Annotated in this window: 22 protein-coding genes; 20 read left to right on the top strand and 2 right to left on the bottom strand. The window is 71.6% G+C overall.

Annotated features, from left to right (window positions below; translation table 11 throughout):
* From J7E94_RS15415 to J7E94_RS15455, 9 genes are all read left to right on the top strand, one after another.
* Positions 1 to 1,130, top strand: a 1,130-nt coding sequence (locus J7E94_RS15415; protein ID WP_215015882.1) for a dihydrolipoamide acetyltransferase family protein, incomplete at its 5' end; no start/stop codon positions are given.
* 139 nt (positions 1,131 to 1,269) lie between these two features.
* Positions 1,270 to 2,208, top strand: a complete 939-nt coding sequence (locus J7E94_RS15420) for a GNAT family N-acetyltransferase (RefSeq protein WP_215015883.1) — start codon at positions 1,270 to 1,272, stop codon at positions 2,206 to 2,208.
* Between the two features lie 48 nt (positions 2,209 to 2,256).
* Positions 2,257 to 2,652, top strand: a complete 396-nt coding sequence (locus J7E94_RS15425) for an SseB family protein (RefSeq protein WP_215015884.1) — start codon at positions 2,257 to 2,259, stop codon at positions 2,650 to 2,652.
* Positions 2,652 to 3,209, top strand: coding sequence for a hypothetical protein (locus tag J7E94_RS15430; RefSeq protein WP_215015885.1), 558 nt, complete (start codon positions 2,652 to 2,654; stop codon positions 3,207 to 3,209). Before J7E94_RS15425 ends, J7E94_RS15430 begins: the two co-directional genes overlap by 1 nt.
* The gene (locus tag J7E94_RS15435; protein WP_215015887.1) at positions 3,209 to 7,837 is read left to right on the top strand and encodes a putative T7SS-secreted protein; all 4,629 of its coding nucleotides are present in this window, start codon (positions 3,209 to 3,211) and stop codon (positions 7,835 to 7,837) included. Before J7E94_RS15430 ends, J7E94_RS15435 begins: the two co-directional genes overlap by 1 nt.
* Positions 7,830 to 8,579 (top strand): hypothetical protein, encoded by a 750-nt coding sequence (locus J7E94_RS15440; protein ID WP_215015889.1) that lies wholly within the window; start codon positions 7,830 to 7,832, stop codon positions 8,577 to 8,579. The genes J7E94_RS15435 and J7E94_RS15440 overlap by 8 nt, the downstream gene beginning before the upstream one ends.
* A 26-nt stretch (positions 8,580 to 8,605) precedes the next feature.
* The gene (locus J7E94_RS15445) at positions 8,606 to 9,370 is read left to right on the top strand and encodes a hypothetical protein (protein ID WP_215015890.1); all 765 of its coding nucleotides are present in this window, start codon (positions 8,606 to 8,608) and stop codon (positions 9,368 to 9,370) included.
* A 238-nt stretch (positions 9,371 to 9,608) separates the two neighbouring features.
* Positions 9,609 to 9,785, top strand: coding sequence for a DUF397 domain-containing protein (locus tag J7E94_RS15450; RefSeq protein WP_215015892.1), 177 nt, complete (start codon positions 9,609 to 9,611; stop codon positions 9,783 to 9,785).
* 63 nt (positions 9,786 to 9,848) lie between these two features.
* A complete protein-coding gene (locus J7E94_RS15455; protein ID WP_215015894.1) occupies positions 9,849 to 10,220 on the top strand; it encodes a hypothetical protein in 372 nt (123 codons plus the stop codon).
* A 94-nt stretch (positions 10,221 to 10,314) separates the two neighbouring features.
* Here the strand turns inward: J7E94_RS15455 and J7E94_RS15460 are convergent, their stop codons facing one another.
* A complete protein-coding gene (locus J7E94_RS15460; RefSeq protein ID WP_215015896.1) occupies positions 10,315 to 10,890 on the bottom strand; it encodes a nucleotidyltransferase domain-containing protein in 576 nt (191 codons plus the stop codon).
* A gap of 120 nt (positions 10,891 to 11,010) precedes the next feature.
* Here J7E94_RS15460 and J7E94_RS15465 point away from each other — a divergent pair, with 120 nt between their 5' ends.
* The 4 genes from J7E94_RS15465 to J7E94_RS15480 all read left to right on the top strand — a co-directional run bounded on the left by J7E94_RS15465 (position 11,011) and on the right by J7E94_RS15480 (position 15,435).
* Positions 11,011 to 12,903, top strand: a complete 1,893-nt coding sequence (locus tag J7E94_RS15465; RefSeq protein ID WP_215015898.1) for a C1 family peptidase — start codon at positions 11,011 to 11,013, stop codon at positions 12,901 to 12,903.
* A 10-nt stretch (positions 12,904 to 12,913) separates the two neighbouring features.
* A complete protein-coding gene (locus J7E94_RS15470) occupies positions 12,914 to 13,213 on the top strand; it encodes a protease inhibitor I42 family protein (RefSeq protein WP_215015900.1) in 300 nt (99 codons plus the stop codon).
* An 84-nt stretch (positions 13,214 to 13,297) separates the two neighbouring features.
* Positions 13,298 to 13,990: a GntR family transcriptional regulator gene (locus J7E94_RS15475; protein WP_215015906.1), complete on the top strand. Its 693-nt coding sequence runs from the start codon at positions 13,298 to 13,300 to the stop codon at positions 13,988 to 13,990.
* A complete protein-coding gene (locus tag J7E94_RS15480) occupies positions 13,987 to 15,435 on the top strand; it encodes a nitrate/nitrite transporter (RefSeq protein ID WP_215015907.1) in 1,449 nt (482 codons plus the stop codon). The genes J7E94_RS15475 and J7E94_RS15480 overlap by 4 nt, the downstream gene beginning before the upstream one ends.
* Before the next feature lie 226 nt (positions 15,436 to 15,661).
* Here J7E94_RS15480 and J7E94_RS15485 read toward each other — a convergent pair whose 3' ends face one another.
* Positions 15,662 to 16,486 carry a maleylpyruvate isomerase family mycothiol-dependent enzyme gene (locus J7E94_RS15485; RefSeq protein ID WP_215015908.1) on the bottom strand — a complete coding sequence of 275 codons (825 nt, stop codon included), beginning with the start codon at positions 16,484 to 16,486 and terminating at the stop codon, positions 15,662 to 15,664.
* Between the two features lie 157 nt (positions 16,487 to 16,643).
* Here J7E94_RS15485 and J7E94_RS15490 point away from each other — a divergent pair, with 157 nt between their 5' ends.
* The 7 genes from J7E94_RS15490 (at position 16,644) to J7E94_RS15520 (ending at position 25,580) form a co-directional block, all read left to right on the top strand.
* Entirely contained in the window at positions 16,644 to 17,438 is a 795-nt protein-coding gene (locus J7E94_RS15490; RefSeq protein WP_215015909.1) for a carbon-nitrogen family hydrolase, read from the top strand.
* Positions 17,439 to 17,577: 139 nt separating this feature from the next.
* Positions 17,578 to 18,177 carry a hypothetical protein gene (locus J7E94_RS15495; protein ID WP_215015910.1) on the top strand — a complete coding sequence of 200 codons (600 nt, stop codon included), beginning with the start codon at positions 17,578 to 17,580 and terminating at the stop codon, positions 18,175 to 18,177.
* Positions 18,177 to 22,721, top strand: a complete 4,545-nt coding sequence (locus J7E94_RS15500; protein ID WP_251056714.1) for a putative T7SS-secreted protein — start codon at positions 18,177 to 18,179, stop codon at positions 22,719 to 22,721. The genes J7E94_RS15495 and J7E94_RS15500 overlap by 1 nt, the downstream gene beginning before the upstream one ends.
* Before the next feature lie 58 nt (positions 22,722 to 22,779).
* A complete protein-coding gene (locus tag J7E94_RS15505; RefSeq protein WP_215015912.1) occupies positions 22,780 to 23,130 on the top strand; it encodes a hypothetical protein in 351 nt (116 codons plus the stop codon).
* Between the two features lie 435 nt (positions 23,131 to 23,565).
* Complete coding sequence (locus tag J7E94_RS15510) at positions 23,566 to 24,366, top strand: hypothetical protein (RefSeq protein WP_215015914.1); 801 nt, start codon at positions 23,566 to 23,568, stop codon at positions 24,364 to 24,366.
* Between the two features lie 113 nt (positions 24,367 to 24,479).
* Positions 24,480 to 25,337, top strand: a complete 858-nt coding sequence (locus J7E94_RS15515; RefSeq protein ID WP_215015916.1) for a hypothetical protein — start codon at positions 24,480 to 24,482, stop codon at positions 25,335 to 25,337.
* A gap of 84 nt (positions 25,338 to 25,421) precedes the next feature.
* A complete protein-coding gene (locus J7E94_RS15520; RefSeq protein ID WP_215016077.1) occupies positions 25,422 to 25,580 on the top strand; it encodes a hypothetical protein in 159 nt (52 codons plus the stop codon).
* The last annotated feature ends 7 nt before the right edge of the window (positions 25,581 to 25,587 follow it).

A 25,587-nucleotide genomic window follows, 5' to 3' on the forward strand; every position in this document is an offset into this window, starting at 1 on the left:
CCGCCGCCGCCCCCGCCGCCGAGGCGGAGGAGCCGGCCGCCGCGGCCCGCCAGCCCGTCCTGGTCGGCTACGGGGTCTCCACCGCCTCCACCAAGCGCCGCCCGCGCAAGGCGGCCGCGGGCGCGCCCGCGCGGAACGGCAGCGCCCCGGCTCCTGCTGCGGCGGCGGCTCCGGCTGCTCCCGCGCCGGCCGCCGTCCCGGCGCAGCCGGCCGGCGAGCGGCCCCTGGCCAAGCCGCCGGTGCGCAAGCTGGCCAAGGACCTCGGGATCGACCTGGCCTCGGTGGTGCCCACCGGCGGCGGCGGCGTCGTGACCCGCGAGGACGTCCACGCGGCGGCCGCCGCGGCCGTCGCCCCGCAGGCCGAGGCCCCCGCGCCCGCCCCCACCCCTGCGGCCGCGCCGGCTCCGGCCGTGCAGGTCGCGCAGTCCGCGCGGGAGACCCGTATCCCGGTCAAGGGCGTCCGCAAGGTCACCGCCCAGGCCATGGTCGGTTCCGCCTTCACCGCACCGCACGTCACCGAGTTCATCACCTTCGACGTGACCCGGACGATGAAGCTGGTCCAGGAGCTCAAGGCCGACCCGGACCTGGCGGGGCTGCGCATCAACCCGCTGCTCCTCATCGCCAAGGCCGTCCTCGTGGCGATCCGCCGCAACCCGGACGTCAACGCGTCCTGGGACGAGGCGGCCCAGGAGATCGTGCTCAAGCACTACGTCAACCTGGGTATCGCGGCGGCCACCCCCCGCGGCCTGATCGTCCCGAACATCAAGGACGCCCACGCCAAGACGCTCGGCGAGCTGTCGACGGCCCTGTCCGACCTGGTCGCCACGGCCCGCGACGGCAAGACCTCCCCGGCCGACATGCAGAACGGCACCATCACCATCACCAACGTCGGCGTTTTCGGCGTCGACACCGGTACGCCCATCCTGAACCCCGGCGAGTCCGCGATCCTCGCGGTCGGTGCGATCAAGCTCCAGCCGTGGGTCCACAAGGGCAAGGTGAAGCCGCGACAGGTCACCACCCTGGCCCTGTCGTTCGACCACCGGCTCATCGACGGCGAGCTCGGCTCCCGTTTCCTGGCCGACGTCGCAGCGGTCCTGGAACACCCCCGCCGCCTCGTCACCTGGTCGTAGCGGACGAAGCAATCCCGAGGGCCGGTCTCCCCCACGGAGACCGGCCATCGGTCGTCCGGCGAGATCGTGGACGGCCGGGCCTGGCGCTGATCCGGTGAAATCGCTGGCCACGGGGACGGCCCCGTGTGACCATCCCCGGATGATTTTTCGCGCTGCCACCGCAGACCCCGCAGACATCCACCGCGCCCTCGCCTACCCGGCCGACGGCCCCGTCGCCGCCCTGACCGCCGAGCAGATCCGTGAGGAGCTCGCCGACAACCAGTTCCGGGCCGAGTGGATCTGGTTCGCCGAGGACGAGGACGGGCAGATCCTGGCCCGCGCCCTGTGGTGGGGCCGCGCCGACAGCGAGCGGCCCATCGCGCTCGACTGTCTCCAAGTGCGGTCCTCGATGGCCGATCCGGCCGCCGTGGCCGCCGGGCTGCTCGCGGCCGGGCACGCCGCCTTCGGGAATCTCCCGATCTACAACATCTCGCTGCCCCGCGGCTGGCGGACCGACCCGGAGCTCGCCGCGGCGGTCGCCTGGCGGCAGGAGGCCGCGTACAAGACCGGCCTCACGCGTGAGATCGAGCGGCTGCGCTACGAGTGGACCCCGGAGGCCGGGACCACCGAGCCCACCGGCCGGCTGGTCTTCCGGGAGGGCACCGACGAGGAGTTCCTGGACGCCTTCGTACGCCTGTCGGCCGGCAGCCTCGATCTGCACACGCAGACCGAGCTCCAGTCGATGGACGCGGAGCAGCTGGCCCGCGAGGACATCGAGTTCTACCTCGACTGCCCCGGCGAGCGCTCCTGGTGGCGCCTGGCCCACCTGCCGGACGGCACCCTGGCGGGCATGGCGATCCCCTCGGCGACCCCGTACCACCGCAACGTCGGCTACCTGGGCGTCGTACCGGAGCAGCGCGGCCAGGGCCTGATCGACGAGATCCTGGGCGAGATCACCCGCTTCCACGCGGGCGAGGGCGCCGAGCGGATCACCGCGACCACGGACACCGTCAACGCCCCGATGGCCGCCGCCTTCGACCGTGCCGGGTACGAAGTGACGGAGATCCGCCTGGTGTTGGAGGAACCGTCCGGGGTCTGAGGAGCGTTCTTTCCCTGGGGCACTGTTCGCACGGGAGGGGAACAGCCAATGGAATTGACGGAAGAAATCGCGGCATACCGGGATGGCAGGGGTGAACCCGGCCGTCTGGTGGGCGAGTTCCGGCGGGCGGTGCTGCTCGCCCCGCTCGCGAACGGGGCCGACGGAGGCCTGATGTCCGCCGTCCAGGGAGGTATCCGCTGGCTGTACGCCTTCACGGACGAGGCGGCCCTCGCCCGCTTCGCGCAGGCGCGCGGCGCCGGGGACCGGGAGTGGGAGTACCTCTCGGTCCTCGGCGCGCGACTGGTCGACGCGATGGTCCCGATGATCGACGGTCCGGCCGGGGTCGCGGTGAACGTGGCCGACGAGGACGGCTCGATGCTCTTCCCGCCGGTCGTGGGCATCGTGCCCGAGGCCTGCGCCGTCGACCGTACGGACGCTGCCTGATGGCGGGCGACGGGGACCTGGAGCTCGCGCCGGCAGCGGTCGCGGGCATCCAGAAGGGCCTGCGCGCGGCCATCGCGGAGCTGCGCGAGTCCTCGGACGCGGCGGGCGCCTCCCAGGGCGCCGGTTTCAGCGACCTGTCCATGACCGGCATGGAGGCCGGACACATGGGCCTTGCCGCCGACTTCGAGGACTTCTGCGAGCGCTGGGAGTGGGGCGTGCGCAGCCTCGTGCAGAACGCGAGCACCCTCGCGCGCTCCCTCGGCATCGCCGCCGGCACGGTGTGGGAGGAGGACCAGTACGTCCAGGGCGCGTTCAAGGTCGTGGTGAACGCCGGGTACGGCAATCCGCACGCGACCGAGGACGAGATCGAGCAGAAGGCCTGGGGCGACATCTTCCGGGCCGACGTCTACAAGCCGGACTACAGCGCGGAGTCCTTCGAGAAGAGCGCCGAGGACATCAAGCAGACCTGGTCGGACACCAAGGACAAGGTGACCTCGACGGGGAAGATCGGTTCGCTGAAGGATCTGCTGGACCAGGCCGACGGGGGTGAGGGCTGATGGGGTGGCGGGACTTCGTACCGGACTCGGTGGAGGACCTGGCCGAGGACGCGACCGAAAAGGTCGGCGATGCGATCGAGTGGGCCGGCGACAAGACGGCCGACCTCGCCGAGGAGGTCGGCCTGGACGACGCGGGCGACTGGATCCGCGACAAGAGCCGCTCGGCCGCCAACCAGCTGGGCGCGGACGTGGCGGAGCTGGAGCTCGGGCAGACCGAGGACCCGAAGAAGCTGGTCTACGGCAGCGTCTCGAAGATCCGCGCGCAGGTCTCGCACCTGAGTGACTTCGAGCTCTCCTTCACACTCGTCGGAAACGGCATCAAGGCCCTGCAGGGCGACGGCCTGAAGGGCAAGTCTGCGGACGCCTTCCGGGAGTCCATAGCGAAGGAGCCGCCGCGCTGGTTCAAGGCGGCCGAGGCCTTCGGCAAGGCCGCCGACGCGATGAACCGGTTCGCGGACACCGTGGAGTGGGCGCAGGGCAGGGCGAAGGAGGCCCTGGAGGACTACAACAAGGCGAAGAAGGCCTCCAACGACGCGCGCGACGCCTACAACAAGCAGGTCGACACCTACAACGACGCGGTGAAGGCGAAGCAGGAGCACCTGCCGCCCCGACCGGCCGACGATTTCAACGACCCGGGCAAGCTGATGGCTGCCGCCGCGCAGGACAAGCTCGACAATGCCCGCAAGCAGCGCAACGAGGTCGCCGAGACGGCCCGTGCGGCGGTCCGCGCGGCCCGTGACGCGGCCCCGCCGAAGCCCTCGTACGCCGAGCAGCTCGAAGACGGACTGGACTACCTGGAGCTGGCCAAGACGCATCTGGCGGGCGGAGTCCTCAAGGGCGCGGCCGGCATCGTCAACTTCGCCCGCGCGCTCAACCCGACCGACCCGTACAACCTGACCCACCCGGCCGAGTACCTGACGAACCTGAACTCGACGGCCGCCGGGCTGGTCACCATGGCCAACGACCCGTGGGGCGCGGGCAAGCAGATGCTCGACGAGTTCATGAAGGACCCGTCCGAGGGCGTCGGCAAGATGCTCCCCGAGCTCATCGGATCCAAGGGCCTGGGGGCGCTGAAGAAGGGCGGCTCGGTCGCCAAGCACCTGGACGACCTGGACGGCCCGGGCCGCAAGGGCACCGACAAGCACGGCCCGCACCACGGCGAGCGGTCCGACGCGGACAAGGCCAGCGAGGGCACGGACCCCGTCGACCTCGCCACCGGCCGGATGTACCTCCCGCAGACGGACGTGGTCCTCCCGGGCATCTTCCCCTTCGCGTTCCGGCGCCGTGCGGAGTCCGGCTACCGGGCGGGCCGCTGGTTCGGCCCGACCTGGTCCTCCACGATCGACCAGCACCTGGAGATCGACGCCAAGGGCGTCGTCCTGGTCTCCGAGGACGGTCTCTTCGTCGGCTATCCGCATCCCGCGCCCGGCGTGCCGGTCCTGCCGGTGTCCGCGTCGGGTCCGCGCCACCCGCTGGAGCGCACCCCGGACGGCGACTGGACGCTGACCGACGCCCTGACGGGCGAGGTCCGCCGCTTCACCCCGCCGGCGGACGGCGCCGAGGACGGCATCGCGCCGATCGCGCAGCTGGAGGACCGCAACGGAAACCTCGTCGTCTTCGAGTACGACGAGCACGGTACGCCGCTGGGCATCGCCCACTCCGGCGGCTACCGGCTCCGCTTCGAGACCGACGGCGGCCGGATCACCGCCCTGCACCTGGCCGGCGGCCCGCGCGTCCTCGCGTACGGCTACACCGACGGGAACCTGACCGAGGTCACCAACTCCTCCGGTCTGCCGCTGCGGTTCACCTACGACGACCGCGAGCGCATCACCGCCTGGACCGATACGAACGACCGACGCTACGAGTACGCCTACGACGACCTCGACCGGTGCGTCGCGGAGGCCGGCGAGGCGGGCCACATCGCCCTGACCTTCCGCTACGACGAGGCGGACCCGCAGACCGGCCACCGCGTGACGCGGATGACCACCGCCGCCGGGCACACCCGCAGCTACCTGATCGACGACCGGTACCGGGTGGTGGCCGAGACCGACCCGCTCGGCGCGGTCACCCGGTACGAGTACGACAGCCGGGGCCGCCAGATCGCGCAGACCGATCCGCTCGGCCACACCACCCGCAGGACCTATGACGACGCGGGCCGCCTGGTCTCCTACGTCCGGCCCGACGGCCGGGAGGCACGAGCCGAGTACAACGAGCTCGGCAAGCCGGTCAGGATCGTCGCCGTGGACGGCACGGTCGTCCGGCAGACCTTCGACGAGCGCGGAAACCGCACCTCGGTCAGCCGCCCCGACGGGACGGTCACCCACTTCGGCCACGACGAGCGCGGCCACCTCACCACCGTCACCGACCCCCTGGGCGCGGTCACCCGGGTCCGCACCGACCGGGCCGGGCTGCCGCTCGCCGTCACCGACCGGCTCGGCGCCACCACCACGTACGAGCGGGACGCCTTCGGGCGGACCACGGCGGTCACCGACCCTCTGGGCGCGGTCACCCGCATGGAGTGGACGGTCGAGGGCAAGCCGCTGCTCCGGACCGCCCCGGACGGGGGCCGGCGGTCGTGGACGTACGACGGCGAGGGCAACTGCCTGACCCGTACGGACGGTCCCGACGGCAGGGCGGTGCGCTTCGAGTACACCCACTTCGACCTGCTCGCCGCCCGGACCGACGCGGACGGCACGCGCCACGAGTACACGTACGACGCCGAGCTGCGGCTGACCGAGGTCCGTAACCCGCAGGGCCTGACCTGGGAGTACGCGTACGACCCGGCGGGCCGGCTGATCCTGGAGACCGACTTCGACGGCCGTGCGCTCGGCTACGACCACGACGCGGCGGGCCGGCTCGTCGCCCGCACCGACGCTCTCGGGCAGCGGATCATGTACGAGCGCGATGCCCTGGGGCACACCGTCCGCAAGGACGCGGGCGGCACGGTGACGACGTACGAGTACGACGTCTTCGACCGGCTCGCCTTCGCGCAGTGCGGGGACAGCGTGCTGACCCGGCTGCGCGACCGGGCGGGCCGGCTCCTCCAGGAGACGGTCGACGGCCGCACCCTCGCCTACACCTACGACGCCGTGGGCCGCCGCACCGGCCGGACCACCCCGACGGGTGCCGTCGCCGCCTGGGCCTACGACGCGGCGGGCCGCCACGACGCCCTGACCACCTCCGGCCGGAGGATCGGGTTCACGCACGACGCGGCGGGCCAGGAGCTCAGCCGCACCTACGGAGAGGCCGTCACCCTCGACCAGGCGTGGGACGAGGCCGGCCGGCTGGTGGAGCAGCGGCTCACGGGCACCGGGCCCGGCGTGGTGCAGCGCCGCGGGTACTCCTACCGGTCCGACGGGCTCCTGACCGGCATCGACGATGTGCTGGCCGGCCCGCGCAGCTTCGATCTCGACCCGCGGGGCCGGGTGACGGCGGTGCACGCCGAGAACTGGACCGAGCGCTACGCGTACGACGAGGCGGGCAACCAGAGCTCCGCGTCCTGGCCCGGCTCCCATCCCGGCGGCCAGGACGCCACCGGACCGCGCACCTACGAGGGCACCCGGCTGATCGGCGCCGGCCGGGTCCGCCACGAGTACGACGCCCTCGGCCGGGTCGTCCTGCGCCAGAAGGCGCGGCTCTCGCGCAAGCCCGACACGTGGCGCTACGAGTGGGACGCCGAGGACCGGATCACGGCCGTCACCACCCCGGACGGGACGCGCTGGCGGTACGCGTACGACCCGCTGGGACGGCGTACGGCCAAGGAACGGATGACGCCGGACGGGCTGGAGGTGGCCGAGCGCACCGTCTTCACCTGGGACGGCAACGTGCTGTGCGAGCAGACCGGCACCACGGCCGGGGACGACCGCGGGATCGCCGTGACCTGGGACCACCGCGGCCTGCAACCGCTCGCGCAGACCGAGCGGATCCTGACGGCCGACCAGGAGGTGGTGGACGAGCGGTTCTACGCCATCGTCACCGACCTGGTGGGCGCGCCCACCGAACTCGTCGACGAGCACGGCGAACTGGCCTGGCGCAGCCGCTCGACGCTGTGGGGCTCCACGGCCTGGAACCGGGACGCCACGGCGTACACGCCGCTGCGCTTCCCCGGCCAGTACTTCGACGCCGAATCGGGCCTGCACCACAACTACTTCCGCACCTACGACCCCGAGACCGCCCGCTATCTGAGCCCGGACCCGCTGGGCCTTGCGGCGGCCCCCAACCCGGTGGCGTACGTCGCCAATCCCCACCGGTGGTGCGACCCCTTCGGGCTGGCCCCCTACTCGGACAGCACCCGGGCGGCGCAGGGCGTCGACCACCAGCTCAACGAGGCGGAGAGCGGCAAGTCGAACCACTACCTGGAGGGCATCGGCGGCGACGAGGTGAAACTGGAGAAGTACCTGCGCGGCCACCTGCAATCGCCGGCCAACTACGTCGACGCGGAATCGGGCGCGCGGATCATCATCGACCGCAGCCTCGACCCGTCCAGGCCGGTGGCCATCATCCGCCAGGACCATATGATCCACGCATACCACATCGATCCCGAGGACCTCTCCAACTACATCACTCCGCGGGACGGCAAGGACACGGCGAAGTGGCGGACCCCGAATGCGGACGAAGTGAATGAGTAGCCCCGGACCCACACCCCGGAACCCGGCGCCCGGCTGGCCGGGCTACCGCGCCGAGCCGTCCTACGACCCCGGCCAGAGCCGGGTCTTCCCGGCCCCGGTACCGGCGGGCCTGCGGGCCCTCGGGGACGAGGTCCGGGCGGCCGACTGGCCGGTGCGGCTCGCCTTCCGCGGTTCCCGGATCGCGCTGCTCGACACCCTCTGCCGCTGGCAGACCCTGCGCGCGCTGGCCTACGTACACCTGCTCGCCGCCCGCACGGCCGACGAGCGGCTGGTGGCCGACCTGAGGGTGGTCCCCGGCCCGGACACGGCCGGCGATCCGGGCCTGCCCGAGCTGCTGGCGCGGCTGGAGCGGGCCGCCACGGACCTCCCGGCGGACCTGCTGGACGCGGTCGTCTGCGACAGCGGCGGGCTGCTCGCGGACAACCGGTTCGCGGCGTCGGTGCTGGCCGCCGGGCTCACCGCCGATTCCCGCCCGGTGGACGGGGACGAGGCGGTCTCCCGCGCCGTGGTGCTCACCAGCTACTGGTACGAGGTCCCCGGGCAGCGCGGCGCACTGGCCCTGGCGTGGAGCGCGAACCTGTTCGTCCGCTCCTGGCTGTGGTGGTCGCAGCGGTTCGCGTACGGCGACCCGGCGGGCGGCATCGGCATCACCAGCGACCCGCGCCCGGCCCGCCCTGCGGCGTCCGCCCTCCCGGACTGGGCGGCGCCCCTGCTCGACCGCGTCGCGCGGGGTGACGGGTAACCTCCTGCTCTGGGAAGGGGGTTGGGGTGCCCATCGCCGAACTGCAGGTGTACTCCGTCGAGGAGGCCGACGTGACGGGCGGCGTGTGCGTGGTGCGGTGCATCGGCGGGGTGGCGCGCGCCGGGCAGGTCTACGCGGCGGGGGAGCTGCGGCTCGGGCTGCGCCGCATCGAGCGCTACGGGCGCAGCGTCGGCTTCTTCGATGCCGGGCACGTGGCGAAGGTGCACCTCACGGGCGCCGTGGTCGCCCTGCTCACCCGCGGCCAGGTGCTGACCTCCGTACCGCCCGACGGGCACTCCCTGCAGGAGCTGGAGGACTGGCTGGCCACCGACCCGCCGCTGGCGGACGAGCCGCATCCGCGGACCCTGCGCGTCCTGGCCGACGCGCGGATGCGGGACGACGGGCTGCCGGACGCGATCCGCCTGCGCTGGGGCCGGGTCGCGGTGGCCGCGACGCACCGCTGCGCGGCGGCGGAGGGCACGTCCGGGCTGGCCTGGTGGGCCGAACTGGCCTCCGCGCGCGGGTACATGATCCGGACCTTCGGCCCGGAGCGCGGCGGCGACCCGGCCGCCCTGTGCCGGGAGGTGCTGGACCTGTTCGACCTGACCCCGTCGCAGGCCGCGGCGCAGGCCCGCACCTGGCGCGACCTCCCGCCACCCCGGATCCTGCACCTGCGCCGGATCAAGACCCTGATCGCCCGCCTCGCCTTCGTACGCTCCTGCCTCCAGGACACCGACCCCCTGGCGGAGGCGGTCGACGCCTGGTCGGAGGTGCGGCCGCACCTGCCGTAGGGAGGCGGGTGGGGGTGAACCACCGAACTCCGCGGGCTGCCGCTGGGGTTGCAGGTGGAGAGGACGGCGGGGTGCGGGGTGTCGAGCAGCCCTCGTACGGTGTCGTCCAGCGCAACAGCCGTGCCGACCAGGCTGGTTGCCGGTGGCGGTCAGCTGTTCGTCCGGGTCTCCCAGCTGAGCCTTTCGCCGCACGACTCCGCGAACCTGATCGACGCCATCAACAAAGGTATGTAAGCCCATGAGCGAGTTCGAGTTCGTGAAGTCCAGCTACAGCGGCGACCAGGCCAACTCTGAGTGCGTGGAGGTGGCGACCAACGTCCCCGGCACGGTCGCGGTCCGGGACAGCAAGCGGACAGCCGGGCCGGTCATCCGGGTCACCGACGCCGCCTGGGAGGCCTTCGCGGGGGCCCAGTAAGCGCCGAGCACTCTCTAGGCGGGGCTTTCTGCGGTCTCCGGCCGGTTTCCCGTTGTGTTCCGGATGTTCGGCACGGTCTTCGGGTACGCCACCCACTCCCTTGACGGGCGGAACCTGGGGGAAGTCGCCGTGGTCGGCCCCGTGACTCCTGGTGTCGAGTGGGGCCGGTTGTGGCAGATGGCCCGCACCATGTGCCGTCCGCACACGGGGGACGACGAACGCGCCCGCTGGATCACGGCGCAGGCAAACCGCTCGTTCATCTGCGGTAGCGATGTCGTCGTGAGGTTTCCCCAGGGGACGTGGAAGCTGGCGCGCGGCAAGCGGGCCGATCTCGGCGGGTACTGCAACCGTGACCACCTCTGGACCGGGGCCCTGACCGTGGAGGAAGCAACCCCTGACCAGATAGCTGCGTACGCGCCGATCTACACGGCGTAGCCAGGGGCGTCCCCGGCCGGCCGGGGCTGTGACCTGACGCCGTTCCTGGTGGCAGCCTCGGAGACCAAGCCCGGCGCCACGCTCGTCGCCCTCCTCACCGCGCTCGGCCTGCCGCTCCCGCCCCTCCCCGTCCCGATGCCCGTCCCGCTCCCCGGGTCCTGACGGCGAGCGCCGCCTCCAGCCGTGCCACGTCCTCGGCGTCCTTCGGACGCCGGGGGCGGCCCGGTACCCACACCGGCATCATCCGCTTGATCTCGATCTGTGCCGCCGGGGACACCACGGGGCACTCCAGCCGGCCCAGGCGACCGAGGACGACCGGCTCCAGCATTCCGCCCGGCCACGGAGTCCCCGCCCACGGGCCGCCCGCCACCACGACCCGGCCCGCCGGATCCCGTGTGACCAGCGCGAAGCTCAGGTCCTCGCCGTCGCGCGCGAGGTCCAGCTGCTGGTCGTCCGCACGCTGGACCTCGTATCCGCGTGTCATGAGCAGCTCCGTGAGCCGCTCCGTGTCCCGTGACCACGCGAACCAGTCCACGTCCTCGTGGTCCCGCGTCGGCCCGCCGCCGAGCCAGAAGTCCATGGCCCAGCCGCCCCGCAGCCACACCTCCACGCCCAGGCCGAGTGCCTCCTCGATCGCCGCCAACTGCCGTTCCGTACGCGCCTCGTCCATCACCGCACCCTACGAGCCCCCCGTGCGCCCGCGCGACCGCGCGGACCCCCTTGACCGCTACCGGGGGCAGGGAGACGCTCCCGGGGTTCGGATCCGAACGGGTGCAGCTGGGGGGCCGCCATGCCGGAGGAGTCTGTCCAGACGGTGGGGGAGTTGCGGGCGCAGCTCGTGGCGCGGGGGGCGCGGTGGTCGGTCATCGAGCACCTGGCCGGCGAGGAGCCCGTGCCGCGGCCCTCGCTCGGCCTGGAGCCCGGGGCGAACCTGACGCCCGCCGAGGCGGTGCGGGACGTCGATCTGCGGGTGCTCATCGGGCGGGAGAGCGCCAATCCGCACCTGACCCGGCGCAGGGCCGCGCACGGGCTCCTGCCCGGCGGGCCGACCGCCGGCGCGCCCCGCCCCACGGCCGTGGACTGGCGCAGCCGCTGGGGATGGCCCTGGATCACCAAGGTCAAGGACCAGAACCCGTGTGCTTCCTGCTGGGCCTTCGGGGCCGCCGGGCTGGTGGAGTCCATGGCCCGCATAGAGCACGCCGTGTGGGCGAAGCGGTCCGAGGGGGACGTGCACGACGGCATGCGGTTCACCTGCGGGCAGGGCTCCGATCCCGAGACGGCCCTGGACTGGATCAAGACCAACGGCGGGCTCGCCGACCCGGACTGCCGGCCGTACAGCACCCCGCCCGCCGGTCTGCCCGCCGCCCGCCGCGACGCCTGGCGCGCCGAGTACACGCCCAGCTGGGACCGCTCCGGCCGGACCGTCCGGATCACCGACTACGTCCGGCTCGGCGACGTCGAGCAGCAGAAGGTCTGGCTGGACACGGTCGGCCCGCTCACCGCCTGCTTCGACGTCTACGACGACTTCTTCGGCCTGGGCTCCGGGGTCTACCACCGCACCAGCGACCATCTCGCGGGCAGCCACTGCGTGTTGATCGTCGGATACGACGACGCGGCCGGCTGCTGGCTGTTCAAGAACTCCTGGGGGACGGGCTACCACGTCGGCGGCTACGGCCGGATCGCCTACGGCGAGGTCGACATCGACTACTGGGCCAAGTGCGGCCTGCGCGGCACGAACATCGACCCGTGGAGCAAGCGCCGCCTCCACACCGGGAACATCTACGAGAGCGGCAACGGCCGCGCCCACCGCAACTTCGAGCTGCTCGCGGCCGGCGGCGCGGGCCGCCTCCAGCACTGGTGGCGCGAGGGCGACGCCCCCTTCGCGTGGGCCCGCGCGGGCACCTTCGCGAACGACGCCTCGGGCCAGCCCGCCTTCACCGGGACCACGTACAACCGGAACATGGAGTCCCTGCACGTGACCACCGGCGGCCGGCTGCGCCACTGGTACTTCGAGCAGTCCGTGCGCGTCTGGCGGGACGGCGGCGCCTTCGGCCCGGGTGACGCGGCCGTCGGCTCGACCCCGGCGTTCATCCAGAGCGACTACGGCAAGCCGGGCAACTTCGAGGTGGTCGTCCGGACCGCCGACGGCCGCCTGAACCACTGGTGGCGGATCAACGGCGCCCCCTGGACCTGGAACGACGGCGGCCGCTTCGCCTCCGGCATCGCCCACTACGGCCCCGCCCTCGTCCAGACCCGCGGCCGCCACCTCGACCTCGTCGCCGCCCGCACCGACGGCCGGATGCAGCTGTGGTGGCGCGACGACGCGAACGGCTTCGCCTGGTGCCCCGGCGAGGTCTTCGGCAGCGGCACGGCAGCCATCTCCGCGCCCTGCCTGATCGAGGGGCAGTACGGGGCCGCGGACGAGGACACCGCCGGGAACTACGAGCTGTGCGTGGCCGTGGCGGGCGGGCGCGTCGAGCACTGGTGGCGCGGCAACGCGGGCGGCGCGGCCTGGAGCCGCAGCGCCGTCTTCGGACACGACGTCCTGTCCGTCACCGGGATGCTCCAGGGCAGCTTCGGGTTCAACCTGGAAGTTGTCGTCCTGCGCACGGACCGCCGGCTCCAGCACTACTGGCGGGACTGCGGGGGCTGGCACGAGGGGGCGGTGATCGGCCCCGCCTGAGAGGAGCGCGGTGGAGGTTCGGAAGGTGGTCCTGGGCCCCGGTGAACCGTACGAGCTGCGGCTCACCGGGCGCGGGGCGCGCGGCTACGTGTGGACCTGGCAGGTCACGGGTGACGCGGACGCGGTGGAGGTCGCCGAGCGGGCGCCCGCGCCGGAACCGGTGCCGCCGGGCGCGACGGTCGACCGGCTCTACGTCGTCCGCGGCCGGGCGCCGGGCGGGCGGGCCGGGATCCGCTTCGCGCAGGTCCGGCCGCCCTACCCGCAGGAGGCCCCGTACGACGAGTTCGTGCTCGATGTGACCGTGACCTGAACGCTGCCTGGCGCAGCCGGGTTCTGGAGTCTTGGATGCTGAGACGGGATACGGGTGTATCTGGCATGTATCTATGCTGTACGCATGCAAGCCCCAGCCCCTTCCCCCGCATCCGTGCACGCCGCACCCGCACCCGCACCCGCACCCGCACCCGCCGCCGACCGCGTCTACCGGCACATCAAGCAGGGCGTCCTCGACCGCCGCTACGAGGGCGGCACACTCCTCACCGAGGGCGAGGTCGCCGAGGCGGTGGGCGTTTCACGCACCCCGGTGCGCGAGGCACTGCTGCGCCTGGAGACGGAGGGCCTGATCCGGCTCTACCCCAAGAAGGGCGCGCTGGTGCTGCCCGTGTCGGCGCAGGAGATCGCGGACGTCGTCGAGACCCGGCTGCTGGTGGAGGAGTTCACCGTACGGCGGGCCGTCCCGGCGCCGGCCGCGCTGCTCGGGCGCCTGGAGGAGCTGCTGCGGGCGCAGGAGCGGCACGCGGACAGCGGCGACCTGGCGGCCTTCGCGGTCGAGGACCGCTGCTTCCACGCCGAGATCGTCCGGCACGCCGGCAACCAGATCCTCTCCCGCCTGTACGACCAGCTGCGCGACCGGCAGCTGCGGATGGGCGTCGCGGTGATGCACGCCCACCCGGACCGGGTCGCGCAGAACCTCGTCGAGCACCGCGAGATCCTGGCCGCACTGCGCGCGGGCGACGCCGACCGCGCGGCGGCGAGCGTACGGGCGCACCTGGGCCGGGTCGGCACCCTGATGCGCGGTGACGCCCGATGAGCACGAGCGCCGTCGACCCCGCGGGCGCCCGGAGCGCGCTCGACCCCGCGGGCGCCCGGAGCGCGCTCGACCCCGCGGGCGCCCGGAGCGCGCTCGACCCTCCCGGCGGCCGCAAGGCCGTCGCCGTCTGGTGCATCGGCGTCGCCGTCTACTTCGTCGCCGTGATCTTCCGTACCAGCCTGGGCGTGGCCGGACTCGACGCCGCCGACCGCTTCCACGTCAACGCCTCGGCGCTCGCCACCTTCTCGCTGCTCCAGCTGCTGGTCTACGCGGGCATGCAGATCCCCGTCGGCCTGATGGTGGACCGGCTCGGCACGAAGAAGGTGCTGACGCTCGGCGCCGTGCTCTTCACCGTCGGGCAGCTCGGCTTCGCGCTCTCGCCCTCGTACGGGACGGCGCTCGCCGCCCGGGCCCTGCTGGGCTGCGGCGACGCGATGACCTTCATCTCGGTGCTGCGGCTCGGCACCCGCTGGTTCCCGGCGCGGCGCGGGCCGCTGATGGCGCAGCTGGCCGGGCTGGTCGGCATGGCGGGCAACCTGGTCTCCACGCTGGTGCTGGCGCCCGTCCTGCACGGTGTCGGCTGGGTGCCGGCCTTCGCGGGCAGCGCGGCGGCGGGGCTGATCGTGCTGGTCCCGCTGGTGCTGTTCCTGCGGGACCACCCCGAGGGGCATGCGGCGCCGCCGGTCGCGCGGGGCGCGGGCGGGGGCTTCGTCCGCCGCCAGATCCGGGAGTCCTGGGCCGAACCGGGCACCCGGCTCGGCCTGTGGGTGCACTTCACCACGCAGTTCCCGGCGATGGTGTTCCTGCTGCTGTGGGGGATGCCGTTCCTCGTCGAGGCGCAGGGGCTGTCGCGGATCACCGCGGGCGGGCTGCTGACCCTGGTGGTCGCCTCGAACATGGCGCTCGGGCTCGGCTACGGCCAGATCGTCGGCCGCCGCCCGTCCTCCCGGATCCCGCTGGCCCTGGGCACCGTCGGCCTGACGGCGCTGCTCTGGGGCTCCGTCCTCGTCTACCCGGGAGACCGGGCGCCGATGTGGCTGCTGGTCACCCTGTGCACGGTCCTGGGCGGCTGCGGCCCGGCGTCGATGATCGGCTTCGACTTCGCCCGCCCGGCCAACCCGCCCGAACGGCAGGGCACCGCCTCCGGGATCACGAACATGGGCGGCTTCCTCGCCTCGATGACCACGCTGCTGGCGGTGGGCATCCTGCTGGACGCCACCGGCGACAACTACCGGATCGCCTTTTCGACGGTGTTCGTCCTGGAGGCGCTCGGCATCGCCCAGATCCTGCGCCTGCGGCCACTGGCCCTGGCCCGCGAGGCGTGGCGCACGCGCGTCACGATCCCCGCGCAGCAGGCGGCCGCGGGACCGGACCCTCGCGCGCGTCCCCTGCCGGAGACCGCGGGGCGCGAGGCATGCGGCCCCTCCAGCCCCGCCGGCGTTTGAGGAGCGGGTCTGGGGCGGAGTCCCAGGTCCCGGCGGAGCCGGGCTCGCCTCGCCCGGCCCTGCTCCCGCGTCACGCGGTCCCGGCGGAGTCCCAGGTCCCGGCGGAGCCGGGCTCGCCTCGCCCGGCCCTGCTCCCGCGTCACGCGGTCCCGGCGGAGCCCCAGGTCCCGGCGGAGCCGGGCTCGCCCCGGCCGGCCCCGCTCCGTGTCACGCGGTCCCGGCCCGCCTACGGCGTAACGGCAAAGTTGGCCAGGATCGCGTCCGCCAACTCCCCATCCCCCTCGACCTTCACGCGGTCGGCGACCGAAGCCGCCCGCACCCGCCCCGCCGCCAGCCGTACGTACGTCTCCCAGTCCAGCGTCAGCGAAACGGCCGGCCCCAGCGACGGCGCCTTGTCCAGGGTGCCCTTGCCCTCCGCGTCGACCCGTACCGTCCGCATGAACTCCAGCGGACCGTGCACGTCGATCACCACCGCCGAGTTCGCCGGCGCCCCCGCCCGCTTCGCGACCACCTTCGGCAGCCCCGCCAGCAGGATGTCCCGCGCGACGTACGCACCCGGCGAGTCCCAGTTCCCCGGCACCCGCAGCGCCGCCCGCAGGTCCTGCTCGTGGATCCACACGTCGAACGCCCGCAGCCGCAGCGCGTGCTCCAGCGTCACCTGGTCGCCCAGCGGCCCCCGCACCAGCGTGGCCGGATCCCGCTTCTCGTTCCGCAGCTGCCGCGAGCGGCGGATGACGGTGTACTCCAGCTCCGAGGTCATCTCCGGCGCCGTGTGGTGGCGCCGTACGTCGACCTGCACCTCCATGTACCGGCTGAACTCGTCCACCACGTGCCGCAGATCACGCGCCACGGTGTGGATCGGCCGCGGGTCGCCGAGCTGCTCGCATTCGATGCCGATGATGTGTGACACGACGTCACGGACCGACCATCCGGGGCACGGCGTCGCCCGGTTCCACTCGCCCTCCGGCAACGGGAGGACCAGCTCGGATATCGCCTCGATGGAATGGGTCCACGCGTCGGCATAGGGCTGGAGGCTGGGATGGACGGTCAACGGGACCCCTCGCGTGCTGTTCAGTGGCGCGTTCTGGAAGCTCTGGACATCGGAGACTCGGGTTCCAAAACTACGCTGCCGGTGAGCACCCCGGCAGTGCTTTCGTGTGACGATCGTAGGCCCGAGTTGACGGCTTGAATGCCAGGACGGTGGTAGTGTGCGCGCCTCGCTGATCCAAATCGCAGTGAATGAGGGCGAGTCGGTGTCTTCCCGGCGGGCCCGGGCGGCCGACCTCGTACGGGACCAAGGCGGCTCCGACCTCGTGGTCCTCCCGGAGCTGTGGACGGTCGGGGCCTTCGCCTACGAACAGTTCCAGACGGAGGCGGAACCGCTGGACGGCCCGACCTACCAGGCCATGTCCAAGGCCGCGCGCGACGCCGGCGTCTGGCTGCATGCCGGCTCGGTCGTGGAGCGCGCGGGCGACGGCTCGCTCTACAACACCGCCCTCGTCCTCTCCCCGGCGGGCGAGCTGGCCGCCACCTACCGCAAGATCCACCGCTTCGGCTTCGACCAGGGCGAGGCCGTGCTCATGTCCGCGGGCGACTCCCTGACCACGGTGGAACTGCCGGAGCAGACCCTCGGCATCGCCACCTGCTACGACCTGCGCTTCCCCGAGCTGTTCCGCGGACTGGTCGACGCCGGGGCCACCACGATGGTCGTCGCGGCCGGCTGGCCCGCTCGCCGCCGCTCGCACTGGACCCTGCTCAGCCGGGCGCGCGCCGTGGAGGAGCAGTCGTACGTCCTGGCGTGCGGGCTGGCCGGCACCCACGCGGGCGTCGAGCAGGCGGGCCACAGCCTGGTGGTGGACCCCTGGGGCGAGGTCCTGGCGGAGGCCGGCCCCGGCGAGACCGTCCTGACCGTCGACCTCGACCCGGCAAAGGTCTCCGACACCCGCACCCAGTTCCCGGCCCTCAAAGACCGCGTACTGGGCGTTCGCCCCCCGACCCGATGACCACACCCACCGCCCCCCGTCCGTAGCCTCGGCCCGCCCCGATCACGCGGTGGCCGGTTCCGTCTCGTCCACCGGAACTAAAGATCATGAACTGGTTCCGGCGCACTAGCCTGTTCCGGAACCACTGGGGGGTGGACACATGAGCGGTGACACCGGCAGTGACCTGGAGATGGATCCGGTCGCGGTCAAGAACATCACGGACGGGCTCCGCGCAGCCGTAGGTGAGCTGCGTGAGTTCGGCCAGGCAGGCCCGTCCTCTATGGGCGCCGGCTTCAGCAAGCTGGTGCTGACGGGGATGGAGGCCGGGCACGACAATGTCGCATCCGTCTTCGCGGACCTCTGCATGCGCTGGGAATGGGGTGTCCGGGGTCTCGTCATGGAAGCGAGCAAGCTGGCCGGCGATCTGAAGATCGCGGCGGGGCTGGTCTGGGAGGAAGACCAGTACCGCGGGGGCACGTTCAAGGTCGCGGCCAATGCCTTCGTGGGAAACCCCCACGCGGACGAGGACACGGTCGAGCAGCAGTCCTGGGACTCGATCGTGCGGAACCCGGTCGTGCGGGAAACTCCGGAGCAGGCCCAGCAGGCGACGGAGGACTTCGACGCGGCCTGGGCCGACGCCAAGCACAAGGTGCTGAACGAGGGCTTTGTCGGCGACCTGGTGGAGCGGAGCACCGAGTTCGCCGGGATGACGCCCGAAGAACTCGAACGGATCCGCAATCCCGACGGGGCTGAGCGCTGATGGCCGGCAAGGGGTGGCTGGAGACCGGCGCCGACCTGGTGGGCGAGGGCCTCGAATGGGCCGGAGACAAGGCGGCGGACAGTCTGGAGGGGATGGGCTGGCAGGGCGGCGCGAAGACGCTCCGCGGGGCGACGAACTCGGTCGCGAACCTGATCAGTGGCGAAGCCCACGAACTGCAGCTGGGTGAGACCGACGACCACCGTCGGCTGGTCCACGGCAGTGTGTCCGCGCTCCGCGCCACGGTCGCCCACCTGCGCGACTTCCAGAATGCCTTCGACCAGACCGGGCTGGGCCTCAAAGGCCTCGACGAGGACGGGATCACGGGCGCCTCGGCGGCCGCCTTCCGCGCCACGGCACAGAAGCAGCCCCCGCGCTGGTTCACGGCCGCGGATGCCTGCGAGACGGCCGCCGGCGCGCTGGAGCGGTACGCGGACACGGTGGAGTGGGCCCAGGGGCAGGCCCGCGAGGCCCTCGACGCGTACCGGACCGCGGTGAAGACGTCCCAGGCCGCTCACGCCGCGTATGCCAAGTGGTGCGACACCTACGAGGCCGCGGTCCGCGACCGGCAGGACCCGCTGCCGGGCCGCCCCATGGGCTTCACCGACCCCGGCGCGGACGGCATCGCGGCCGCCCGCGACAAGCTCGCCGAGGCCCGCCGCCAGCGCGACGAGGCGGCCAGGGCGGCGGTCGGCGCATTGGAGAAGGCCCGGGACGCGGCTCCGCCGATGCCTTCGCTGGCCCAGCAGCTCCAGTCCGACGCGTATGTCGAAGGCGTCAGTAAGACCCATCTGCTCGGCGGCGTCGTCAAGGGCACGGTCGGCATGGTCTCCTTCGTTCGCTCCCTCGACCCGAACGACCCGTACAACCGCGCGCACCCGGTGGAGTACGTCCAGCAGCTCAAGCTCACCGGCGTCGGCCTGATGACCACGGTGAACGACCCGGTCGCAGCCGGTTCGGCCATGCTCGACCAGTTCAAGAAGGACCCGCACGAGTTCGTCGGCAAGCTCCTGCCCGAAGCCCTGGGCTCGAAGGGCGCGGGCACCGCCAAGAGCCTGACGCGGTTGACCAGGCTGGCGGACGATCTGCCAAGCGGGCCCCGCAAGCCGACCCCCGGTGAGGAGCTGCGGGAGGCACCGCACGACAAGTCCCGCGAAGCCGACTGCAAGTCCTGCCGGGACGACCCGGTCGACATCGCGACCGGCCGGATGATCCTCCCGCAGACGGACCTCGTCCTGCCGGGCTCACTACCGCTGACATTCGGCCGAACTTTCGAGTCCTCGTACCGCTCGGGCCGCTGGTTCGGCCCCACCTGGGCTTCCACGGTCGACCAGCGCCTGGAGTTCGACGCCGAGGGCGTGGTACTGGTCCGCGAGGACGGCAGCCTGCTGGGCTATCCCCACCCTCAGGAGCCCGGCATCCCGGTGCTCCCGAGCCTCGGCCAGCGCTGGCCCCTCACCCGCGACCCGGACGGCGGCTACACGGTCACGGATCCGGAGTCCGGCCGCGTCCGCCACTTCTCCGAAGACGGCCGCCTCACCCAGCTCGACGACCGCAACGGCGCGTGGATCGCCTTCACCTACGACGAGGAGTCGGGTGCCCCGCTCGCCCTCTCCCACAGCGGCGGCTACGAGGTCCGCCTGACCTCAGCGGACGGCCGTATCACCGGCCTCGCCCTGGCCGACGGCACCCACGTACTCCGCTACGGCTACACGGACGGCCACCTCACGGAGGTCACCAACTCCTCGGGCCTCCCGCTGCGCTTCGCCTATGACGAACTGGGCCGGATCACCTCCTGGACGGACACCAACGACCGGCACTTCGACTACGTCTACGACGAGCGGCACCGGTGCATCGCCCAGTCCGGCACCAACGGCCACCTGAACGTCCGGTTCGCCTACGAAGACGGCCTCACCACCCACACCGACTCCCTGGGCCACCGCACCCAGTACGTGGTCAACGATCGGGCGCAGGTCGTCGCGGAGACGGACCCGGCCGGGGCGACCACCCGCTTCGAGCACGACGCCTACAACCGCCTCCTCTCCCGCACCGACCCGCTGGGCCGCACGGTCCGCCTCGCGTACGACGAGTCCGGCCGCCTGACGTCGGTGACCCGCCCGGACGGCCGGGTCTCGCGCGCCGAGTACAACGAGCTGGGCCTGCCGACACTGGTCGTCAACCCCGACGGCACGACGATCCGCCAGACGTACGACGCGCAGGGCAACCGCACCTCCCTGACGGACCCGTCCGGAGCCACGACCCGCTTCGGCTACGACGCCCGCGGCCACCTGGCCTCGGTGACGGACGCCCTCGGCCACACGACCACGGTCCACTGCGACCCGGCAGGCCGCCTCGTGTCGGCCACCGACCCCCTGGGTGCGACGACGACCTACACCCGAGACCCCTTCGGCCGCCCCACCGCGATCACCGACCCCCTGGGCCGCACCACCCACCTGACCTGGAGCGTCGAGGGCCGCCTCCTGCGTCGAATCAACGCCGACGGCAGCTCGGAATCGTGGACGTACGACGGCGAGGGGAACTGCCTGACCCATACGGACGAGGTGGGCGGGGTGACGGCATTCGAGTACGGCGACTTCGACCTCCTCACCGCGCGCACCGACCCCGACGGTGCCCGTTACTGCTTCACGCACGACACGGAACTCCGCCTGACCGAGGTCACCAACCCCCAAGGGTTGAACTGGCGTTACACCTACGACGTGGCGGGCCGGCTAGCCGCGGAGACGGACTTCGACGCGCGCACCATCACCTACGACTACGACGCGTCGGGCTCACTCATCTCCCGCGCCAACGCCCTGGGCGAGGCGGTCGCCTACGCCCGCAACGCCCTCGGCCAGGTCATAGCCAAAACGACGTCGGCTGGTACGACCACGTACACGTACGACGCCTGCGACCGTCCGGCAGCGGTGTCCTCTCTCGACTCCACCATCACCTGGCGACGCGACGAGGCCGGCACCGTCCTCTCGGAGACGGTCGACGGCCGCACCCTCACCTTCGCCTACGACGTGATGGGCCGTAGGACCACCCGTACCACCCCGACCGGCGCCGTCTCCCACTGGACGTACGACGCAGCCGGCCACCGCACCGCACTCACCACCGCGGGCCGCACGCTCACCTTCGAGCGCGACGCCGCGGGCCAGGAACTGACCCGCACGCTGGGCGCAAGCCTCTCCCTCACCCAGGAGTACGACCTCTCCGGCCGCCTGACCGCACAGACGGTCATCGGCCAGGACGGCCGTACGCTACAGCGCCGCGGCTATAGCTACCGAGCCGACGGCTGCCTCACCGGCATCGACGACTCCCTCATAGGCCCCCGCACGTTCACCCTCGACGCGGCAACCCGCGTCACCGCAGTCGAAGCCCCTCGCTGGTCAGAGCGGTACGCCTACGACGAGGCCGGCAACCAGACCCATGCCACCTGGCCGGAGCGCCACCCGGGCACGGAAGCCCAGGGCGGGCGCACCTACACCGGCACCCGCATCACCCGCGCCGGCGCGATCCGGTACGAGCACGACGCCCTCGGCCGCGTCATCCTCCGCCAGAAGACCCGCCTCTCCCGCAAACCGGAGACCTGGCGGTACGAGTGGAACGCGGAAGACCAGCTGGCGGCCGTCATCACCCCGGACGGCACCCGCTGGCGCTACACCTACGACCCGCTGGGCCGCCGGACAGCCAAGCAACGCCTCTCGGCCGAGGGCACGATAGTCGAGGAAACGCTCTTCACCTGGGACGGCACCACCCTCTGCGAACAGACCAGTGGCCCGGTCACCCTCACCTGGACCCACAAGGGCCTCCACCCCCTCACCCAGTCCGAGCACATCGACGACGATTCGGTCGACGACCGCTTCTTCGCGATCGTCACGGACGTGATCGGCACCCCGACCCAGCTCCTGGCCGAAGACGGCACCACGGCGTGGCACACCCGCAGCACGCTATGGGGCACAACAACGTGGAACCGCGACGCGACGGCCTATACCCCGCTCCGCTTCCCGGGCCAGTACTACGACCCGGAGTCGGGCCTCCACCACAACTTCTTCCGTACCTACGACCCCGAAACAGCCCGCTACCTCACCCCGGACCCCCTCGGGCTCATTCCGGCCCCCAATCCGGCGACCTACGTTCACAATCCCCACACATGGTCCGACCCTCTGGGCCTGGCCCCGTGTGTAGAGGTCACTGAAGGAAAACTGGACTATCTGTTCGACAAGGACATCAAACAGGATTCCCATAACTCGGCTCGGGCCAAGCAGAACGCCCAACAGCTTCGCAGTATTGGATTCGATGACACCCCTGCATCACGTGAGTACGTACGCGCCCACCTGGAGGAGGCTACTTCACGAGGGTTCGACCGTACGTTCAGCAATGAATGGGGTGATTATGGTGTGACAACCTCGGTCATAGAAGGGAGGTTCGGAAGGAGAGAGGTCGAATCCAGCTGGCAAATCATGCCGGACGGCACGCATCGCCTCACTTCGGCAATCTTTAGGGGAGGTAGCTGGTGGACGACCATAACCCCTCCTCCGAAGTAGGGCGGCAGGCTCCGTTTCCGAGTAACAAGCGACCGCATCAGGAAGCAGGCAAATATCCATGGGTGCAGAATTCATCACGCCGGATCCGGACGAGTTCTTGATTGCTTTCGGCGTTGATGCGGAAATCGTAGGGGATACGTGCCGAATGCTCAGATTCAAGGAGGTTTCCGGCGAAGAGCTGGAGTTGTCGTACGACAGCATCGCGTGCTCCGTCAATCTGACCTGGAGGCCCACGCCTGGAGTGACATCCCTGAGGATCTTCCGAGAAGGCGCCACGCTGCTGCGCATCATCGACGAACCGGATGGGGCGGGCGTCCGTGTCGCCTATGCATCAAGCGACACCGCTGGAGAACTGACAGTGAAGATCTTCCCGAGTGTCGTGATCTCCGATGAGAGTTTGTACACGTAATCGCGTCGACGCTGCCGAGACAGCCCGGGCGAAGCTCTGAACTGCCCAGGAGGCGGATGTGGGACGGTACGGAGAAGGAAGAAGAGTTTGGAAAGATGCCTCAAGCGGTGCTGGCAGATTCGGCGACGGGCCGGCAGCTGGCGCTGATGAGAGAGCTGTCGTCCGGGGGTGTTCGGCCCGAGGAATTCGCCTCCTTGTGGCTGGGTGCGCGGAGGGAGGCGCTGCGCGTGGGTGAAACGGATCAGCCCGGTCCTGTCCCACCAGCTCGATCAGGTTCTGTATGCATTGGATGACTATCCGATCGATTCAGCCCTTCGGGAAAGCGGGACGTGACGGAGGCGGAGCTGCTCGCCGTCGTGCGGCAGGTGCTCGCTGCCCTCGACGGGCGGGGCCTCACCGAACCGCGCTGATCCGGGCCCGCGATAGGTTCTGGCCATGGCTCTGCTCTACGTGACCGATCTGGCGTACCCGGCGCGCGGGCGTCGGTACTGCGATGAGGACATATTCCTTACCTCTCGGCTGCGGGCGCACTTTCCGATCGCTCTGTGTCATCCCGCCGACGCCGAGGCGCTGATGCCCGGCTTCGAGGCCGTCGTCGTGCGGAACAGCGGGCCGGTCCTGCACTACCAGGAGGCCTACGACTCCTTCCGCGCGGCGGCGTTGGCCGCCGGGATCCGGGTCTACAACCCGCTCACCGGGCGCGGCGACATGGCGGGCAAGCAGTACCTCCTCGACCTGACGGCCGCCGGCTACCCGGTCATCCCGACCGTCGACGACCCGGCCCGGCTGTCGGAGCTGCCGCAGGTCCCCTCGTACGCGGTCAAGCCCAAGCAGGGCGCGGACTCCATCGGCCTCGCCTTCACCGCGGACCCGTCCGGCCCGGCCGGGGAGATCCTCATCCAGCCGCGCATCGACTTCGCGTACGAGGTGTCCTTCTACTTCGTCGACGATGCCTTCCAGTACGCGCTGTACGCCCCGGACCCCGAACGCCGCTGGGAGCTGCGGCCCTACGACCCGACCGGGGCCGACCTGGCGTTCGCGCGGACGTTCATCGAGTGGAACACCCTCACTCACGGCATCCAGCGGGTGGACGCCTGCCGGGCGCCCTCCGGCGAGCTGCTCCTCGTCGAGCTGGAGGACCTCAACCCGTACCTCTCCCTGGACCTGCTCCCGGCCGAGACCCAGGACGACTTCGTCACCGCGCTCACGGGCTCCCTTCGTTCCTTCCTGTCCTGATCCGGGTCGGTTGAGCAGGGTTGGCGGAATGCCTGCGTCACCTCTGCGGGGCTTGGCAGACTTCCGGAAGGTCTGTCCGACGGCTTGCGCCCTCTCGCCCCTAGGAGCATCTCGTGTCGTCGCAGGAACTCGACTTGACGATCACCCCCGAACAGTCCACCTACGGCGTGATCATGACCGTGACCCTGCCGACCGGCCCCGTCCGCCTGCGCATTCCGTCCGGGACGCGGGACGGCGACCTGGTGCGGGCGCGGGTCGGCGGGCAGGAGGTCTTGGCGCGGATCAGGGTGGCCCCCGCTCAGGGTCAGGGTGCTGTGGCCGCGCCGAGTCCGTTCCTAGCTTCGACCCAGGCGCAGTCCCAGGTCCCCGGGTGGCCGCCGGCCGGGGCCGCCGGACCGCCGCAGCCCGGGCAGCCCGCCAAGAAGGGCGCCGCCGGATGGCTGGTGGCGGTCGGGCTCGTCGTGGCCGTGATCATCAGCCTCGTCGTGGTCGGCTCCGGGGACGACAACACCGACGGCAAGGCGTCAGCCTCTTCGACGCCGACGGCCACGGACACATCCACGCCCACGCCCTCGGGCAGTGCCTGGTCGCCTTCTCCTTATCCGTCCTACAGCCAGTCCTACAGCCCCTCGTACAGCCCGTCGTACAGCCCCTCGGCCAGGCCCTCGTACAGCCCCACGTACCCGGCGACCCCCGCCGCGCCCACCCCGTACGACCGGGGCACCTGCCTCAACGGGACCCTGCCGGACTCGACGACCGCGACGCGTGTCGACGACGTGGAGGAGGTCTCCTGCTCGGCGTCCGACGCCCACTACCGGGTCATCGGGAGCATCCCGATGACCTCCGACATGGACCGCTGCGACGACTACCCCAAGACCGAGTACGCCTTCTCGCACCGCTACACCCTCAACGGCGCCGTCATCAACGAATACGTGTACTGCCTGGTCGGCATCGGCTCGTACGCCCGCTGACCGAACCGCTGACCGGCCTGCTGACCGCAATGGCCGTCGTACGGCCGTGACCGGGCGTTTACGGGCGGATGGCAAGCTTGAAGCATGAACGATGCCGTCCCGGCGCCCACCCCCGCGCCCGCACCCCGCCGTGCCCGAGTCCGTGCCCCCGAGCTGATCGGCAAGGGCGGCTGGCTCAACACCGGCGGGAAAGACCTCACCCTCGCCGACCTGCGAGGACGCATTACGATCCTCGATTTCTGAAAATAGA

It is taken from the genome of Streptomyces sp. ISL-94 (genome assembly GCF_018614075.1).
GTDB lineage: Bacteria > Actinomycetota > Actinomycetes > Streptomycetales > Streptomycetaceae > Streptomyces.

Excerpts from the sequence above, each read along its gene's own strand:
- J7E94_RS15475 (WP_215015906.1), top strand. The coding sequence starts at position 13,298 with ATGCAAGCCCCAGCCCCTTCCCCCGCATCCGTGCACGCCGCACCCGCA.
- J7E94_RS15425 (WP_215015884.1), top strand. The coding sequence starts at position 2,257 with ATGGAATTGACGGAAGAAATCGCGGCATACCGGGATGGCAGGGGTGAA.
- J7E94_RS15495 (WP_215015910.1), top strand. The coding sequence starts at position 17,578 with ATGAGCGGTGACACCGGCAGTGACCTGGAGATGGATCCGGTCGCGGTC.
- J7E94_RS15465 (WP_215015898.1), top strand. The coding sequence starts at position 11,011 with ATGCCGGAGGAGTCTGTCCAGACGGTGGGGGAGTTGCGGGCGCAGCTC.
- J7E94_RS15435 (WP_215015887.1), top strand. The coding sequence starts at position 3,209 with ATGGGGTGGCGGGACTTCGTACCGGACTCGGTGGAGGACCTGGCCGAG.
- J7E94_RS15455 (WP_215015894.1), top strand. The coding sequence starts at position 9,849 with ATGTTCGGCACGGTCTTCGGGTACGCCACCCACTCCCTTGACGGGCGG.
- J7E94_RS15480 (WP_215015907.1), top strand. The coding sequence starts at position 13,987 with ATGAGCACGAGCGCCGTCGACCCCGCGGGCGCCCGGAGCGCGCTCGAC.
- J7E94_RS15500 (WP_251056714.1), top strand. The coding sequence starts at position 18,177 with ATGGCCGGCAAGGGGTGGCTGGAGACCGGCGCCGACCTGGTGGGCGAG.
- J7E94_RS15460 (WP_215015896.1), bottom strand. The coding sequence starts at position 10,890 with ATGGACGAGGCGCGTACGGAACGGCAGTTGGCGGCGATCGAGGAGGCA.
- J7E94_RS15450 (WP_215015892.1), top strand. The coding sequence starts at position 9,609 with ATGAGCGAGTTCGAGTTCGTGAAGTCCAGCTACAGCGGCGACCAGGCC.
- J7E94_RS15520 (WP_215016077.1), top strand. The coding sequence starts at position 25,422 with ATGAACGATGCCGTCCCGGCGCCCACCCCCGCGCCCGCACCCCGCCGT.
- J7E94_RS15420 (WP_215015883.1), top strand. The coding sequence starts at position 1,270 with ATGATTTTTCGCGCTGCCACCGCAGACCCCGCAGACATCCACCGCGCC.
- J7E94_RS15440 (WP_215015889.1), top strand. The coding sequence starts at position 7,830 with ATGAGTAGCCCCGGACCCACACCCCGGAACCCGGCGCCCGGCTGGCCG.
- J7E94_RS15430 (WP_215015885.1), top strand. The coding sequence starts at position 2,652 with ATGGCGGGCGACGGGGACCTGGAGCTCGCGCCGGCAGCGGTCGCGGGC.
- J7E94_RS15510 (WP_215015914.1), top strand. The coding sequence starts at position 23,566 with ATGGCTCTGCTCTACGTGACCGATCTGGCGTACCCGGCGCGCGGGCGT.
- J7E94_RS15505 (WP_215015912.1), top strand. The coding sequence starts at position 22,780 with ATGGGTGCAGAATTCATCACGCCGGATCCGGACGAGTTCTTGATTGCT.